General features: G+C 49.6%; 15 protein-coding genes. All 15 read right to left on the bottom strand.

Annotated features, from left to right (window positions below; translation table 11 throughout):
- Positions 1–64: 64 nt before the first annotated feature.
- On the bottom strand, positions 65–2,119 hold the full coding sequence (locus I2G42_RS06130; protein ID WP_055226958.1) for a peptidoglycan D,D-transpeptidase FtsI family protein: 2,055 nt from the start codon (positions 2,117–2,119) through the stop codon (positions 65–67).
- A 74-nt stretch (positions 2,120–2,193) separates the two neighbouring features.
- Entirely contained in the window at positions 2,194–2,703 is a 510-nt protein-coding gene (locus I2G42_RS06125) for a hypothetical protein (protein ID WP_022461068.1), read from the bottom strand.
- A 29-nt stretch (positions 2,704–2,732) separates the two neighbouring features.
- Entirely contained in the window at positions 2,733–3,671 is a 939-nt protein-coding gene (gene rsmH / locus I2G42_RS06120) for a 16S rRNA (cytosine(1402)-N(4))-methyltransferase RsmH (protein ID WP_055226960.1), read from the bottom strand.
- A 29-nt stretch (positions 3,672–3,700) separates the two neighbouring features.
- Positions 3,701–4,132 (bottom strand): division/cell wall cluster transcriptional repressor MraZ, encoded by a 432-nt coding sequence (mraZ, locus tag I2G42_RS06115; protein WP_022461070.1) that lies wholly within the window; start codon positions 4,130–4,132, stop codon positions 3,701–3,703.
- A 323-nt stretch (positions 4,133–4,455) separates the two neighbouring features.
- Positions 4,456–5,331 (bottom strand): prolipoprotein diacylglyceryl transferase, encoded by an 876-nt coding sequence (gene lgt, locus I2G42_RS06110; RefSeq protein ID WP_022461071.1) that lies wholly within the window; start codon positions 5,329–5,331, stop codon positions 4,456–4,458.
- 206 nt (positions 5,332–5,537) lie between these two features.
- Positions 5,538–6,635 carry a redox-regulated ATPase YchF gene (gene ychF / locus I2G42_RS06105; protein ID WP_022461456.1) on the bottom strand — a complete coding sequence of 366 codons (1,098 nt, stop codon included), beginning with the start codon at positions 6,633–6,635 and terminating at the stop codon, positions 5,538–5,540.
- A gap of 124 nt (positions 6,636–6,759) precedes the next feature.
- Entirely contained in the window at positions 6,760–7,413 is a 654-nt protein-coding gene (locus tag I2G42_RS06100) for a thiamine diphosphokinase (RefSeq protein ID WP_147342458.1), read from the bottom strand.
- A 34-nt stretch (positions 7,414–7,447) separates the two neighbouring features.
- On the bottom strand, positions 7,448–8,131 hold the full coding sequence (gene rpe, locus I2G42_RS06095; RefSeq protein WP_022463156.1) for a ribulose-phosphate 3-epimerase: 684 nt from the start codon (positions 8,129–8,131) through the stop codon (positions 7,448–7,450).
- Between the two features lies 1 nt (position 8,132).
- Positions 8,133–9,017, bottom strand: a complete 885-nt coding sequence (gene rsgA / locus I2G42_RS06090; protein ID WP_055219788.1) for a ribosome small subunit-dependent GTPase A — start codon at positions 9,015–9,017, stop codon at positions 8,133–8,135.
- 2 nt (positions 9,018–9,019) lie between these two features.
- On the bottom strand, positions 9,020–11,287 hold the full coding sequence (gene pknB / locus I2G42_RS06085) for a Stk1 family PASTA domain-containing Ser/Thr kinase (protein WP_195530852.1): 2,268 nt from the start codon (positions 11,285–11,287) through the stop codon (positions 9,020–9,022).
- Positions 11,281–12,024, bottom strand: coding sequence for a Stp1/IreP family PP2C-type Ser/Thr phosphatase (locus I2G42_RS06080; protein WP_022463152.1), 744 nt, complete (start codon positions 12,022–12,024; stop codon positions 11,281–11,283). Before I2G42_RS06080 ends, pknB begins: the two co-directional genes overlap by 7 nt.
- Positions 12,025–12,054: 30 nt before the next feature.
- A complete protein-coding gene (rlmN, locus tag I2G42_RS06075) occupies positions 12,055–13,095 on the bottom strand; it encodes a dual-specificity RNA methyltransferase RlmN (protein WP_055226967.1) in 1,041 nt (346 codons plus the stop codon).
- Positions 13,096–13,098: 3 nt separating this feature from the next.
- Positions 13,099–14,463 (bottom strand): 16S rRNA (cytosine(967)-C(5))-methyltransferase RsmB, encoded by a 1,365-nt coding sequence (gene rsmB, locus I2G42_RS06070; RefSeq protein WP_195530865.1) that lies wholly within the window; start codon positions 14,461–14,463, stop codon positions 13,099–13,101.
- Entirely contained in the window at positions 14,456–15,151 is a 696-nt protein-coding gene (locus I2G42_RS06065; protein ID WP_195530851.1) for a zinc metallopeptidase, read from the bottom strand. Before I2G42_RS06065 ends, rsmB begins: the two co-directional genes overlap by 8 nt.
- An 86-nt stretch (positions 15,152–15,237) precedes the next feature.
- Positions 15,238–16,209, bottom strand: a complete 972-nt coding sequence (fmt, locus tag I2G42_RS06060) for a methionyl-tRNA formyltransferase (protein WP_055219781.1) — start codon at positions 16,207–16,209, stop codon at positions 15,238–15,240.
- Between the last annotated feature and the right edge of the window lie 21 nt (positions 16,210–16,230).

Genomic DNA, 16,230 nt, shown 5'->3' with positions numbered 1-16,230 from the left:
ATCCATTATGATAACACTATATGGAAACTGCTATGGGGTTATGTCTTTTGTTTTTTATGTTTTTTTACTCTTCATTGATGAGATCCAGCTCGGCGTTTGTCAGACCGCCGTTCTCGATATTGCTGTTTTCAGCACTGTTTTCCGTATCGTCTTCCTGTACCGGTGCCGCTACGTTTGGATCATCCGTTCCGGTCTCGGAGCCTTCGCCCGTCACACCGTCCGTATCATCCGGGAATACGTTCAAATACGGCAGCAGTTCTGTGTAGATCTCTTTTACGATCTCCTGTGCCAGCACACTGTTCGCCTGATTTTCTACATCCGGCTCGTCCACAATCGCGTAAACAACAGCTTTCGGGTTTTCTACCGGTGCAAATCCGATAAAGGAAACGAGATATTTTCCATTGCCTCGCGGATACTTCTGTGCAGTACCTGTTTTTCCTCCCATCGTGTAACCGGCAACCTTTGCACTCTGGCCGCTTCCATCGGTCACGACTCCCTGGAGGAAACTTCTCATTTTATCGCTGATTTCCGCGGAAACCGTCTGACGCACCAGATTCGGCTCATTGCTCTCAACAACAGCTCCTGTGCTGTCCGTGATCGTCTTCATCACATGCGGCTGGTAATAATTGCCTCCGTTGATCAGAGAGGAAAACGCAGCTGCCTGCTGTACCATCGTCACGGTATAGCCCTGTCCGAATGTACTCGTTGCAAGCTCGGTCGGTCCCATGGTATCCTCCGTGTGAACCAGGCCGTACGCCTCACCCGGCAGGTCAATTCCTGTCAGACTGCCGAAACCGAAAATATCCTGATAGCGGAGAAATTCCGCTGCTCCCATCTTCTGTCCGATCTGCATCATACCAGCGTTGCAGGAGTTTTTCAGTACATCGGCCGGTGTCTGTACGCCATGTGTTCCCGGATAAGCTCCGCAGCGGATCATCTGCCCTGCAATCGTCTCAAACCCCTCACAGTCAAACAGGGTATCATCATCGATTACATCGAGGGAATATGCCGCCGCCACGTTCATCGGTTTTGCCGTGGAACCTGGCTCATATGCATCGGAAATACAGTAGTTTTTCCAGATGGCACTCAAAGCCTCCATTGTCTCGTTATCGTTCATCGCATCAATTTCTTCCTGCGAATAGAACGGTGTCAGATCTCTTGGATTGTTCAGGTCATACCAGTCGGAAGAATCCATACCAAGAATCTCTCCATTGTTCGGATCCATCACGACAACGCCGATATTCTTTGCCGCTTTTGTCTGACGGTTCGTCTCAGTGTCCGATTCGTCCGCGCCGTTCTGGACATGAATCCGCTCATTGTAATTCTCGATCGCCGTGCGGATGATCTTCTGAATATTTACATCAATCGTCGTAACCACGTTTTTGCCCGGCTGCGCCTCGATGATCGTCTGTTCCATATCCGCATCTTCGTTGTAATAGCCGAACTGGCGGCCATTCACGCCATTTAAGATACTGGAATAATACCCTTCGATTCCCCAGTCTGCCGTGTCTCCTGAATACGTAAAGCCGATCAGATCGCAGGCAAGTGAATTTAACGGATACGTTCTGTGGTAGGATTCCTCGAACCAGACGCCGCGGATGTTGGCACGGTATGCTTTTTCCGCCTGCTCGTTCTCATCGAGCTCCTTGTTCTTTTTGTCCGCGTACTCGTCCACATAGGCCTCAAACGCTTTTTTCGCGTCCATCGAGACCTCTCTGGCGAGAACCTGGTACTGGCTTTCTTTTGTCGTTTCGCCGGTCAGACGATCCCGGATATCCGTCTCGTCGAGTCCGAAGTATTCAACCAGTGCTGCTACGGTCGGATCGACGTACGGATGGGTATCGTTCTTTTCTTCATCTTTTACCGTCGTATTGGCAAGTTTACAGTCGAGAATAACGTTGTAAACCTTCTCACTCGTTGCCAGAATCGTTCCGTTCCGGTCGGTGATACTTCCCCGCTGGAATGGAATTGTCCTGCTGTCGTAGGACTGCTGCGTCTGGCTTAAAACCTGTCTTTCGTATTTTTCTCCCTTTGTGGCATTCACATACGTAATGTCAATCGCTAAAGCAACAAAAACCAGCATCACTCCCAAAAAGAGTGCTACCAGTTTTCTGCTCATACGCCCACTTGTCTTCCGTCTCCGGAATGCCCCGCTTCGTTTTTTATTTTTTTTCTGTTTACTCACGTTTTCACCTATTTCGCATCCGGAACATCCTGATACTGTCTCACATAGCTGTTTTCTGAATCATCGAAATAAATTACCTGGGACTCATCTGCATATTTCATGCCGAGCCGGTTCTGTGCTGCTTCTTTGACTGCCTCAAGATCTTCGGAGGCAACCGTTGTATTGTAATAGGCGTCATTGTCCGCCTTCAGATCGCTCAATTCTTTTTCTTTGCTGGTAATGTCTTCCGCCTGCGTGGTAACCACGGTCTGCAACTTGACATACGCAACACACGCCGCGATACACAGTGTGCAGACAATGGCAAGAAAAACAGCGTAGCCCGCGCTGATCTGTGTCGCCCGTGCCCGGTTTCTTCTTGTCTGGCTGCTCACACCCGATTTCAGAGGCCGTGCTTCTTTTGGTGCTTCCTGCGGCTGTGCTGCAAGACGCCGTACCGCACTTCCGTCCTCAAACGTATCTGGCGTATAACGTTTCGTTCTATCTGTCGAATTTACCCTTCCATCTGCCCGTCTGGCCATAACTTCTCTGTCTCCTTCGTGCCGAGCCGTCACACTTTTCGTTCAAAGACGCGCAGTTTTGCGCTCTTGGAACGGGGATTTGTTTCCATTTCCTCTTCTCCCGGCAAGATCGGTTTCCGAGTTACTACGGTTCCCTTGGACTTCTTTCCGCATACACAGACCGGAAATTCCGGCGGACACGTACATGGATGCTCGTTTTTTCTGAAAATGTTTTTTACGATACGGTCTTCCAGAGAATGAAAGGTGATGACACAAAGTCTTCCACCGTCATTTAAGAGATCAATCATGCCGTCCAGTGACTCCGACAGAACGGTAAGTTCCTGGTTCACTTCGATACGGATTGCCTGAAAGGTTCTCTTGGCCGGATGCCCGCCCGTCGCCCTTATTTTTGCCGGAATCGAGCGCTTGATGATTTCGATTAACTCCCCAGTTGTTCGAATCGGCGCCTGCTGCCGGCTTACGCATATATTGTGTGCAATTTTTCTTGCAAAACGCTCTTCTCCATATTCATGGAGAATACGCGAAAGATTCTCTTCACTGTAATCGTTCACGACTTCGTACGCGGAAAGAGCATTTCTCTGATCCATCCGCATATCCAGCGGAACATCCTCACGGTATGTGAATCCACGCTCTGCATTATCCAGCTGATAGGATGAAACTCCAAGATCCAGCAGGATTCCGTCTACCCCGGTGACTCCGATTTCGGCAAGACGCGGAACCATATCGCAATAATTGCTGCGGATAATCGTGACCTGGTTCTGAAATGGTTCCAGGCGTTTACCCGCAGCAGCTATCGCAGCTTCGTCCTGATCTATGCCTATTAATCTCCCCGTGGCAGATAAGCGCTCACATATATGACTGGAATGTCCAGCGCCTCCCAACGTCCCGTCCACGTAGACTCCGTCCGGTTTTATCTTAAGGTTTTCAATGGTTTCCTTCAGTAATACTGATGTATGCGAAAATTCCATGGTCATCTCCTGTATCCCAACGAAACAGATCAGATCACAATGCCCATCTCTTCCATTGATTCGGCGATGGCATCCATATCATCATAATTGCTGTTTTCGTTCCATTTTTCCTTGCTCCAGATTTCAATCCGGTTGATATTTCCGGTAAGGACTACATCTTTTTCCAGACCAGCAAATTCCCGCAGCGTTGCCGGTACGAGAATCCTCCCCTGCTTGTCCAGTTCACATGACGTAGCACCTGCTACAAAGAAACGGGAAAAAGTTCTGGCGTTTTTGTTTGTAAGTGGTAAGGCTCTCAGCTTCTCTTCAAAGGCAGCCCATTCGTCGTTTGGGTAAATGGAAAGGCATCCGTCCAATCCCTTCGTCAGTACAAACTCTTCTCCCAGCTGTTCTCTGAACTTGGACGGTATGATCAATCTTCCCTTCGCGTCAATCGTATGACTGTACTCTCCCATGAACATAATGAAAACCCTCTTATCACCTGAAATGGCGGTCTCCCCACGCACCACTTCATGTATCGCGCCGCAGCCAGACTGCCACATCCGCTCCACAACGCACCACTTTTCACCACTTTCTACCACTTATATTTTTATTCTATATCAACTCAGGGAAAATAGCAAGGTCTTTTTTCTATTTCATTTTTAAGATTTTCCCCAAAATGCAACATTTTTATGCGCATTTTCCGCCTTTTTTATACCAATTTTGTATCAAAAAAGAGAAAACCTTTTTTGCCGGTTTTCCCTTTTTCTGTATTTTTATTCTGTTTTTTTCACTGGTTTTATCCTTAAGAATGGGCTGTCTCCCCACCGGATGATAATTTTTTTCGTTTCCATACCACCAAGATGGTACATCCCACCACAAGGCACCCCGAAAGGAGCTGGGAAACCGGAAGTCCCACCACCGGAAGCAGAAGCTGGTCGGTGCGGAGTCCCTCGATCCAGATTCTTCCAAGGCCGTATCCTATCAGATACATCAGGAACACTTCGCCGTTAAATTTTTTTCTTTTCCGAAACCAGAAAAGAAAAAGCAGGACACCCACATTCCATAAACTTTCATATAAAAAGGTGGGATGCACCTGAATATACTCGACGCCGTTTACCGTCACCACATGATCCCACATTTTCTGTGTGATTTCATTGGCACGGACCGCGGAAACCGGAAGCTGCATTGCAAACAGGTTGTTAGTGTAGTCACCGAATGCCTCACGGTTAAAGAAGTTTCCCCACCGTCCCATAATCTGACCGAACACGATGCTCATGCTCGCGGTATCCATCAGAAGGCTGAAGTTCTGTTTCTTCTTTCTGCTGTAAATCACCACCGCAATGCAGGCACCGATGATGCCGCCGTAGATGGCAAGTCCGCCTTGGCGGATGTTGAAAATACTCAAAAGATCATCCTTATAATAGTCCCAGGCAAATATAACGTAGTAAATCCGCGCCCCGAGAATACCGGCTGCGATGCCGATCATCGCAAGATCGAGGTACTGCTCCGGGTTCTGCCCTGTCCGCTTTGCCTCTCTTTGGGCAATCCAGATCGCAATCATCATACCGGTTACGATCACGATGCCGTAATAGGCAATGGAAAATCCGAAAATGCTGATGTTTTTTCCCACATGATCGAGATAAATCCCGAGATTGGGGAAATTAATTTCCATATCCATAGATTTTATTCTCTCTGATTTTCAGTTCATTGTTTCAACTCACAGTCGGTATTTTCACGGAGTCTGACATGTCGAAAATAGTTCGACTGTGACCTGCCTCATGTCAGTGGAGGATACCGATTTCTCTCCGCCCGCCACTGCCGTTATGTTTCTTTTAACAATTCATCCCACCGCTTTAGAAGCGGGGGACTTCTTGTCTACTGGTGTTAAACGTTGAAACGGAACAGGATGACATCGCCGTCGCGGACAATGTAATCTTTTCCTTCCATACGCACAAGGCCTTTCTCTCTTGCTCCTGCGTAGGAACCGCAGTCGAGCAGATCCTGATAATTGACAACCTCGGCTTTGATGAATCCGCGCTCGAAATCGGTGTGGATTTTTCCGGCTGCCTGCGGTGCTTTTGTTCCGACTTTGATGGTCCATGCACGGGTCTCATCCTCTCCTGCTGTAAGGAAGCTCATGAGGCCGAGCAGACGGTAGCTTGCTGCGATCAGTTTTTCCAAGCCGGACTCGGTAAGACCAAGATCCTCGAGGAACATTTTTTTCTCATCCTCTTCGAGTTCGGAGATTTCTGCCTCGATCTCGGCGCAGATGACGAATACTTCGCTGTTGTGCTCTTTTGCATATTCGCGGACGGACTGTACATAGGAGTTGTTTGCGCCATCGTCAGCGAGATCATCCTCTGCTACGTTTGCTGCGTAGATGACCGGTTTGCTGGTCAGCAGGTTGTACTCTGCGATCCATTTCTCCTCGTCCTCGTTCTGCAGCTCCATCAGGATGGCATCTTTTCCGTCCTCGAGCAGTTTTTTCAGACGCTCCTGGAATTCGAGCTCTTTTGCTGCCTCTTTGTCCATTCTTGCAGATTTTGCAGTCTTGGAAATACGGCGCTCGAGTACCTCAAGGTCGGCGAAGATCAGCTCAAGGTCGATGGTCTCGATATCACGGAGCGGATCAATGCTGCCGTCTACGTGGATAACGTTCGGATCCTCGAAGCATCTGACAACGTGAACGATAGCGTCTACCTCACGGATATTGGCAAGGAACTGGTTTCCAAGTCCCTCTCCTTTGGATGCACCTTTTACAAGACCTGCGATGTCAACGAACTCGATGACAGCCGGTGTTACTTTCTTGGACTGATAGAAATCTCCGAGCTGCTGCAGACGCTTGTCCGGAACCGGCACGATGCCGACATTCGGGTCAATGGTACAGAACGGATAGTTTGCGCTCTCTGCTCCTGCTTTGGTCAGGGAATTGAAAAGTGTACTTTTTCCGACGTTCGGAAGGCCCACGATACCTAATTTCATAGTAATCTATATCTCCTTTGTTTTTATTTTTCGCTTCTTTTTCTGTTCGGGTTCTTTTTATGCACAAAAAGAGCCCAATGCAACTATAAATTATAGCACACGGGCTCTTTGATTTCAATGGATTTTAATCTCTTGACTGTACCATCAGAAGAATGCCGCCCTCGTACGATACATGCGCGGTCTCCTCGACGATCTCATTGCTCACGCACAGACCACCCGAAGTATTCGGCAGATAGTGATGGTCGAGCGGGTAGGCGAAGCCCTCCAGGGTGATGGATGCGACTTCCTTTTCCAGCGGGAAGAACGAAACGTACTTTCCGAACTGCTCTTCTTTCCGGATTTCAAACGAAGTTTCCACCGGAATCGTAATCAGATTGCGGCTGTCCACGATGTAAGCCGGAATTTTCTTCTCCCATGCCGTTTTCAGGTTCTGCACAATACTTAAGAAATGGTCGAGTCTTCCCCCTGTTGCTCCGAGGATCGTGATTTCACTGCTTCCCAGAACAATCGCCTGCTGAAATGCGATGTCCGTGTCCGTATTGTCCTTCATGGGATTAAATTCCCGGATCGGTGCGACATGGTTCTCCTTGTAATAATTTAAAATCTCCGGAGATAAACTGTCAAAATCTCCCAGAATATACGTCGGCATAATCTGGTAATGGTAGCAGAACTCCAGTCCCCGGTCTGCTGCCAGGATAATATCAAACTGCTGTTTCTGAAGATATGGGAAGGCAAAATCCGGTTCGATCATCCCTCCCGAAATAATACATGTTCTCACGTTTCCCTGCCTCTTTTTTCTGTCTTTTTGTATCTTATTCTGCCTTTTTGCTGTATGAAGAAATTTTTTCCTGCAGCTCGCGCACGTTCTGCTCGATGTTGCTGCCAAATACAGCAGAGCCTGCCACGATGATGTTGGCACCTGCCGCAAGGACTTCATCGATGGTCGCGCGGTTGATGCCGCCATCGACCTGAATGTGCACATGCTCCAGTCCCTTTTCATCCAGCATTCTGCGGAGCGTACGGATTCTCTCCGTCGACTCCGGGATATACTTCTGGCCGCCGAAGCCAGGATAAACGCTCATAATCAGAATCATTTCTACCTGATCCATCACGTCCGTAACCGCAGAAAGCGGCGTATCCGGATTTACGGCAACTCCGGCATCTGCGCCTGTTTCATGAATCTTTTTCACGGTTTCTGCCAGATCGCGGCATGCCTCCGCGTGAACCGTGATCATATCCGCCCCGCAGCTTTGAAATTCTTCTACGTACCGCTCCGGGTCCTTTACCATCATATGAACATCAAAATACAGACTGCTTTCTTTTCGGATCGACTTTACCACCGGCATTCCAAACGAAATGGATGGTACAAACATTCCATCCATAATATCGATATGAAGCCACCGGCACTCTGCTTTCTCTACCCTTTGGATCTGTTCTCCGAGACGGTTGAAGTCTGCGGATAAAATAGAAGGTGCCAACTGATATACTCGGCTCATGCTAGTATCTCCTCTTTTCCTGTTCTTTCAGTTCTTCATAGAACATGGTATAGTTTTCAAATCTTTCTTTGCTGATATTTCCCTGTTCCAGTGCCTCTTTGACGGCACAGCCCGGCTCTTTTCCGTGGATGCAGCCGAGGAAACGGCATTTTCCTTCGTACGGATGAAATTCCGGGAAAAAGTTTTTCAGCTCCTCTTTTTCCATATCGGTTGTATAAAGCGAGCTGAACCCCGGCGTATCGCACAGATACGTCTCATGGTCGATCGGGATCATCTGGGAATGGCGCGTCGTGTGTTTTCCTTTTTTCAGCTTTTTGCTGATCTCTCCGGTCTCCATCTGAATTTCTTTCTGCATCCGGTTTGTGATCGAAGATTTTCCGACGCCGGACGGACCGGCTACCACCGTTGTTTTCCCTTTCAGGTATGCTTCCACTTCCTGCATGCCCTGCTCTTTCGCTGCACTCACCGTAAAGACACGGTAACCGCAGTTCTCATAGACGCTTCGCAGATGGTCTGTGTAATCTTCCCCCGCAAGATCTCTTTTATTGAAACAGATTGCCGTCGGAACGTTCTGCTGTTCCATCATCACAAGAAAACGGTCCAGAAGCGTCAGGTTCGGGGTCGGATTTTCCAGCGCAAAAATCACAAGCGCCTGATCGATATTGGCCACTGCCGGACGGATCAGTTCATTTTTTCGCGGCAGAATCCGGGTCATATTTCCTGTTTTTTCCGCTTCATCCAGAATCTCGATTTCCACAAGATCTCCGACGAGCGGTTTCTGGCCTTCCTTTCGGAAAATTCCTTTTGCTTTGCACTCATAAATGCCGGATTCTTCTACGTCTACGTAGTAGAATCCGGCAATTCCTTTCATAATCTTTCCTGTCATACTCACCCTTCACTCAACGGAACCGATGGGTACTGTGCAATTGCCTGATAACTTCCGCTCGAATCCATCTCATAGAAGACGATTCTTCCGGTAGAAGAAGCAGACGATGAAGCACTCCAGTTGGTGTTGACAGAATACGGCCAGCTCGTAATGGCCTGTCCATCCATGATGGTGATGGAGGTCTCGTTTCCGTTTCCATCATCCTGGATCAGCTCAATTTTTGCAATACCACCCTGATACTGATCCGGCGCACTTAAGGTCTGGCTGCAGGACCAGGTAACATCCGTAGCGGTATTTGCGCCCGGCTCGGCCGGTGTCGGGGTCGGTGTATTCTCATCCGGCGTTGTTGGCTGTGCACTTGGGCTGTTGACATAAATCGTAACGTCCGAACCTTTCTTCACTTTGGTTCCGATTGCCGGGTCAACCTCCATGACTTCACCCTCGGCCACCTTGCTGCTGGTTCCTGTTTTTACAATAATATTGAAATCGCTCAGGATTGATTTTGCTGTCTCCTCATCCAGGCCGATTACATCACGGATTGCAATTTCTTCCGCGTCCTTGGATCCCTTGCTGATCACCAGCGTAACGGTAGATTCCGGCGCAACCTGACTTCCCTCTGACGGGTCAACGGAAATAACCAAGCCTTCTGCAACGGTATCGCTGAAATCCTCTGTTGTGGAAACCTGCAGTCCCAGCTGAGTCAGTGCAGCACTTGCAGCGTCTTTCTGTGTTCCAACAATGCCGGTCGGAATGGTTACGGTTTCTTTTCCAGAGCTTACATAATACGTAATCGTTGCATTTTTATCGACTTTCGTTCCCGGTGTCAGATCCTGGTGGCAGATCTTTCCTGCCTCAATGACATCCGATGCCTCGGTTCCGCCGTTGACCACACCAAGGTTCAGGCTGTTTGCCAGATCGACGGCATCTGCCTCGGTTTTATTGGTCAGATCCGGAACGGTTACTTTTTCCTCTTCTTTGCTGCTGGAAGAAACAACTTCCGTGCTGCTCGAAGATGATGCGGAACTGGAAGAAGCTGCGGTCGGTCCTTTTCCGCCGACAATGCCGGCTGCCTGTGCAATAAAGTAGATCAGCATGCAGATGATGATGGCTGCAATCGCAAAACCGCCGATTGTGATGATCTTTTCGAGTTTGTTTCCGGCTTTGTCATCGTCGTCGTCATCGTCGTAGTAGGAATCGTCGTCATCCTCATCGTAGGAATCGCGGTCATCCTCTTCTTCGTCCTCATCCTCGTCTTCTTCGTCCTCGTAGCTGTAATCTTCGTCCTCTTCCTCATCCTCGATCTTGCTGTAGCGCTTGCGGGCCGGCTCCTCTGCCGTCTGCGCATTTGCCTTTGCTGCTGCGCCGGAACGGATCTGGCTTAACTCCTCTGCGGATACCATAACAGTCTCGGCGTGAGAACTTAACGGAGTTACTTTTACGAAATTGCCCTGCGGCTCCATCAGCGAATGCTTCAAGTCGTCGATCAGCTCCGCCATGTTATTGTAACGGCGGTCCGGGCTCTTCTGGGTACATTTTAAGATGATCTGCTCCAGTGCGAACGGAAGGTTCGGGGTATATTTGGATGGAGATTCAATCTCCTCCTGCAGATGCTTGATTGCGATGGCAACGGTGGTATCGCCGTCAAACGGCACTCTTCCGGTTACCATCTCGTACATGGTGATGCCAAGGGAATAGATATCACTCTTATAGTCCGAATATCCGCCGCGCACCTGCTCCGGAGAGCTGTAATGTACGCTTCCCATAACGTTCGAACTGATCGTATTGGAAGAAGTTGCCTTTGCAATACCAAAGTCGGAAAGTTTTACTTTTCCGTCTGTGGAAATGATGATGTTCTGCGGTTTGACATCGCGGTGTACAATATTGCGGTTGTGTGCTGCTTCAAGACCAAGGGAAACCTGAATGGCGATGCTGGTTGCCTCTTTTACGCTCAGTTTCCCTTTGCGGTCAATGTAATCCTTCAGAGTAATTCCCTCGACAAGCTCCATGACGATATAGTAAACGCCGCGGTCCTCCCCGACATCGTACACGTTTACAATATTCGGATGGGACAGTCCTGCTGCGGCCTGTGCCTCCGTGCGGAACTTGCGGATAAAGGTTTTATCCTCCCGGAATTCCGGTTTTAAAACCTTGACGGCCACCATGCGGTTCAGCTTGTGGTCTTTTGCTTTGTAGACATCAGCCATACCGCCGGAACCGATCCGGCTTATGATCTCATATCGTTCTCCTAAAATAACGCCCTCTTTTAACATTCTTTCACCTCGTTTGTAAATGGTTCAACGACAATGACTGCGATATTGTCTCTGCCGCCATTTGCATTTGCTTTATCAATTAAACGTTTCGCCTTGTCCTCACCGTCTTCTCGGCAGATGAGTTCGAAAATCTCCTCATCCGTTACCATGTTGGAAAGGCCGTCCGAGCACATCACCAATTGATTGCCCTCTTCAAGCTGAATGTCAAAGAAATCAATCTTTACGGTATCCTGTGTGCCTACTGCTCTGGTAATAATGTTTTTGTCCGGGTGATTCCGCGCCTGCTCGGGAGTGAGTTCTCCAAGGCGCACCATCTCTGCAATCAGGGAATGGTCCTGCGTCACCTGGTCAAACGTGCCATCTGCTGCCAGATACAGCCTGCTGTCTCCTACGTTTGCAACGTAGGCATAGTTGCCGACAACCGTAGCTACTACCATCGTCGTACCCATGCCTTCCATGGATATATCTCGTTTTGCCTGCTCAAAAATCTGGCTGTTTGCTGCTTCAATTCCATGCCGAATAATCCGCACCGGGTTGAAATTCGTATCCCTTTTTACAGATTCCACCAGTACAGAAACACCGTAACGCGAAGCAAAATCGCCCGCGTTATGGCCTCCCATGCCGTCTGCAACGACAAAGAGGTTCGGAAGGTTTCCGACCGGAGAGGCGGAGGCAAACACAAAATCCTGGTTCATCGTCCGTTTCTGTCCGATATCGGTTGCAGAAAATACCTTCATGCTTTTTTCTCCTGTATTGACAGCCGCTTTTTACGGCTGTTCGTTTGATTTATCGATAAAACTTTTTCTTAACTGTCCACAGGCTCCGTCAATATCGGCGCCCATTTCCCTTCTAATAGTAACATTAATTCCGTATTTTTCAAGTTTATTTTTGAAATTCTCTACGACTTTTTTCGTTGATTTCACGTAATCGCGCTCTTTGATCGGGTTGACCGGGATCAGATTTACATGACAGTTGATATCCGAAATCCGCGCGGAAAGCTCTTTTGCATCGGCTTCGCTGTCATTTTTCCCGCCAACGAGAGAGTACTCAAATGTAATCCGACGGCCTGTTTTTGCAAAGTAATTGCGGCATGCATCGAGAATTTCATCAATGGAATATTTATTGGCAATCGGCATCAGCTCGCGGCGCTTTTCATCGTTCGGCGCATGAAGGGAAAGTGCCAGGGTGATCTGGAGTCCCTCATCTGCCAATTTGTACATATTCGGCACGATTCCGCAGGTGGAAACGGTGATGTTTCTCTGGCTGATGTTGAGTCCTTCCTGGCTCGAAAGCAGCCGCACGAAGCGCACCAGATTGTCGTAGTTGTCCATCGGCTCACCCGTTCCCATGACAACCAGATTGGAGACCCGCTCCCCGGTGTCCTCCCAAATCCGGTAAATCTGGTCGAGCATCTCCGACGGAGTCAGGCACCGCACGAGTCCGCCGATTGTGGACGCGCAGAAGCGGCAGCCCATCCGGCAGCCGACCTGGGATGAGATGCAGACGGAATTTCCGTGGTGGTACTTCATCCAGACGCTCTCGATCACGTTGCCGTCGCTAAGGCGGAACAGGTATTTTCTCGTTCCGTCGATTTTGGACTCCTGCACCTGCACTTTTTCGAGACAGGTAAGCGGATACTGTTCCTTTAATTTTTCCCGGAAGGCAAGCGAGAGATTCGTCATCTCATCGTAGCTGCCCGCCAGACGATGATGCATCCAGTCGTATAACTGTTTGGCACGGAACGGCTTTTCTCCCATCTGCTGGCAGGCGTCCTTTAATTCGTCTAAGGTCATTGATTTAATATCCATCTGTTACGCCCGTCCTTCCTCTGTTTTCCGGAATTTTGCAAGGAAAAATCCGTCTGTCTTGTGTACCCCCGGGATCAGCTGCAACTGTCCTTTGGCCGTTTCTCCGCTTTTCAGCTCATCCGGCAGCAGTTCATCCAGACTGACTGCTTCAAACGGGAACTGTTCCAGAAACCATGCGGCATTCTCGCCGTTTTCTTTTCTGTTGACGGTACATGTGCTGTACAGCAGTGTGCCGCCCGGCTTTACGTACGATGCGGCATTTGCAAGGATTGCCCGCTGAATCCGTACCAGCTCCTCTTCTTTTTCTTTTGAAGCGTAATATTTGATATCCGGCTTTCTGCCGATGACGCCGTATCCGGTGCACGGCAGGTCCGCAATCACAACGTCCGCTTTTCCGATCCATTCCGCATCGAGCTGTTCCGCATCTTTTACCTTCGGCACGACGCAGGAAACACCTGCTCTCTGCACATTTTCCCGGATCAGATCGACCTTGTATTCGGTGAGATCACGCGCTTCCACGCATCCCTGATTTCTCATTTTATCTGCTGCATGGAGGCTCTTTCCGCCCGGTGCCGCGCAGAGATCCAATACCTGGTCACCCGGCGCGGGATCCGCCAGATGCGCCGCCATCATGGAGCTCACATCCTGAATCTGGAACCGGCCTTCCTGGAAGGCATTCAGTGATGCGATCGTCTCAAAGTTTTTCAGATAGAACGCCTCTCCAAGATACGGCGCTTTTTCCAGCTCTGCCCCCTGGCTTTCCAGGCTTTTCTTCGTCTCCTCAACCGTATTGTTCCAGCGGTTGATACGGATCGTCACCTGTTTTTCTTTCAGGAACTCCGCCATCATCGTTTCTGCCGTTTCTTTTCCGTACTGGGATACGAACTCCTCAACCAGAAATTCCGGCATGGAGTATTTCACGGAAAGATACTGCGTAGTATTGTTCTCCTTCGGCATCGGCAGATGATCTTTCTCCCGCACGATCGTGCGCAGAACGCCGTTGACAAAGCCCTTTAAGTTGTAAAAATGCTTCTTTTCCGCCAGTTTCACCGCCTCATTGACGACTGCCGAATCCGGTACTGCGTCAAGAAAACGGATCTGGTACACCGACATCCGTAAGATCGCACGAATCACCGGCTTGCATTTGTTGATCTTAATTTTGGAATACTGATTGATGATGTAGTCATTCTGGATGCCGTATTCCACGGTTCCCTCGCAGACCCGCTTGATAAACGCACGGTCCTGCCGCGGCAGGAACTGGTATTTATCGAGGGCGTCCCTTACAGCAAGATGGCAGGGCGTTTTCTCCCTGTCCATCTCAAGCAGAATGTTCATAATCAGCTCTCTTGTATTGATTGTATCAGTCATCATTTCTCCTAAATGCTCCGGATAAAATCAGCAGCCGGAGCAGCTGTAGCAGGGAACCGATTACCGCTGCCACGTATGTCATGGCTGCAGCCCAGAGTACTTTCTTAACTCCGTCGTGTTCCGTCTCTGTCACCATACCGCCCTCACTGAGCATTTTTAATGCTCTTCTCGACGCATCGAACTCGACCGGAAGTGTTACCACCTGGAATGCCAGTGCCAGCACAAACAGCCAGATACCGGCTTTCACCAGCATCGGAAGGCTGAAAATCAGTCCGATCAGGAACAGCGGCCAGAAAAGCTGGGATCCTAAGTTCGCTGCCGGAACAATGGCGCTTCTTACTTTCAGCGGCACGTAATCCGTATTGTGCTGTACGGCATGGCCGCACTCATGCGCTGCGACGCCGATCGCCGCAACTGAGGTCGAATCGTAAACCGCATCGGATAAATTCACGGTTTTTGTCCGCGGATCATAGTGGTCGGTCAGTTTACCGGATATGTGGCGGACGGTCACATCGTAGATGCCGGCCTGATGCAGAATGCGCATCGCCGCCTCGCGTCCCGTCATGCCGCTGTACGAGCGGACGGTCTGATATTTGCCAAAAATCGTGTTCATGCGGGCGGATACCGCCATGGAAATCAGTGCGGCAAGAATCACCAGCAGATACGTACTGTCATAAAAAAGTCCCATATCGTTTTTCTCCTTTTTTCTCAGGCACAGCAGCCATCACACCGCTGTGCAGTTCCCCGCCTTAACTTCAGGTTGCTTTTTCTCTTTTATTCGCCAAGTCTGGTACCCGGCTCGATCGCATAGCCGCGCAGGAAATCGGCGGTTTTCATCCGTTTCTTTCCTTCGAGCTGCAGCTCCTCGATCACCAGAATGCCATCTCCCGTCTTTACATGGAGACCTGTCTCATCTGCCACCCAGACTTTTCCGGCACTCTTCGTCGGATTCTGTCCCGGAATTTTCGAGAACAGATCGCCGCCGAACATGGCAATGACTTTGGCATCCCAGATTTTCAGGTTCTTTCCGTTTACTTTTGTAAAAGCACTCGGCCACGGGCTCATCGCACGGATCTGACGTTCGATCTCAACGGCACTCTTCGTCCAGTCGATCTTTCCGTCTTCTTTTTTGATCATCCGCGCATACTCTGTAGTGCTTATCTCCGGCTGTTTTTCCGGTGTCACTTCGCCTTTTTCAAGTTTTGGAAGTGTCTCCACCAGAAGTTTTGCTCCGGCTGCGGCGAGCTTGTCAAAGAGACTGCCGCCGGTCTCATCTGCTGCAAGCGGAACTTCCACTTTCGTCAGCATATCGCCTGTGTCGAGGCCTTCATCCATCTTCATAATGGTTACGCCGCTCACTTCATCGCCGTTCATGACAGCCCACTGGATCGGCGCTGCTCCGCGGTAAGCCGGAAGCAGGGAGGCATGAACGTTGATGCATCCGTATTTCGGCATGTCCAGAATCTCTTTCGGGATAATCTGGCCGAAAGCAACGACAACGATCACATCCGGCTCCATTTTCCGGATCTCCTCGATCGCCTCTGCATCCCGCACGCGGCGCGGCTGATAGACCGGAAGGCCGTGTTTTTCGGCTGCCTCTTTCACCGGTGTCGGCATCATCTGTTTTCCGCGGCCCTTCGGTTTGTCCGGCTGGGTCACAACGCCTGTGATCTCATAACCGGCCTCCACGAGTGCCTCAAGTGTTCCCACGGAGAAATCCGGGGTTCCCATAAATACCACTTTCATCTGAAGTCATCTCCTTTATTT

The organism is Fusicatenibacter saccharivorans, assembly GCF_015557635.1.
In the GTDB taxonomy this organism is placed as follows: domain Bacteria; phylum Bacillota; class Clostridia; order Lachnospirales; family Lachnospiraceae; genus Fusicatenibacter; species Fusicatenibacter saccharivorans.
This window is presented reverse-complemented; position numbering and strand designations above follow the sequence as displayed.

Excerpts from the sequence above, each read along its gene's own strand:
- I2G42_RS06130 (WP_055226958.1), bottom strand. The coding sequence starts at position 2,119 with ATGAGCAGAAAACTGGTAGCACTCTTTTTGGGAGTGATGCTGGTTTTT.
- I2G42_RS06125 (WP_022461068.1), bottom strand. The coding sequence starts at position 2,703 with ATGGCCAGACGGGCAGATGGAAGGGTAAATTCGACAGATAGAACGAAA.
- rsmH (WP_055226960.1), bottom strand. The coding sequence starts at position 3,671 with ATGGAATTTTCGCATACATCAGTATTACTGAAGGAAACCATTGAAAAC.
- mraZ (WP_022461070.1), bottom strand. The coding sequence starts at position 4,132 with ATGTTCATGGGAGAGTACAGTCATACGATTGACGCGAAGGGAAGATTG.
- lgt (WP_022461071.1), bottom strand. The coding sequence starts at position 5,331 with ATGGATATGGAAATTAATTTCCCCAATCTCGGGATTTATCTCGATCAT.
- ychF (WP_022461456.1), bottom strand. The coding sequence starts at position 6,635 with ATGAAATTAGGTATCGTGGGCCTTCCGAACGTCGGAAAAAGTACACTT.
- rpe (WP_022463156.1), bottom strand. The coding sequence starts at position 8,131 with ATGAGCCGAGTATATCAGTTGGCACCTTCTATTTTATCCGCAGACTTC.
- rsgA (WP_055219788.1), bottom strand. The coding sequence starts at position 9,017 with ATGACAGGAAAGATTATGAAAGGAATTGCCGGATTCTACTACGTAGAC.
- pknB (WP_195530852.1), bottom strand. The coding sequence starts at position 11,287 with ATGTTAAAAGAGGGCGTTATTTTAGGAGAACGATATGAGATCATAAGC.
- I2G42_RS06080 (WP_022463152.1), bottom strand. The coding sequence starts at position 12,024 with ATGAAGGTATTTTCTGCAACCGATATCGGACAGAAACGGACGATGAAC.
- rlmN (WP_055226967.1), bottom strand. The coding sequence starts at position 13,095 with ATGGATATTAAATCAATGACCTTAGACGAATTAAAGGACGCCTGCCAG.
- rsmB (WP_195530865.1), bottom strand. The coding sequence starts at position 14,463 with ATGACTGATACAATCAATACAAGAGAGCTGATTATGAACATTCTGCTT.
- I2G42_RS06065 (WP_195530851.1), bottom strand. The coding sequence starts at position 15,151 with ATGGGACTTTTTTATGACAGTACGTATCTGCTGGTGATTCTTGCCGCA.
- fmt (WP_055219781.1), bottom strand. The coding sequence starts at position 16,209 with ATGAAAGTGGTATTTATGGGAACCCCGGATTTCTCCGTGGGAACACTT.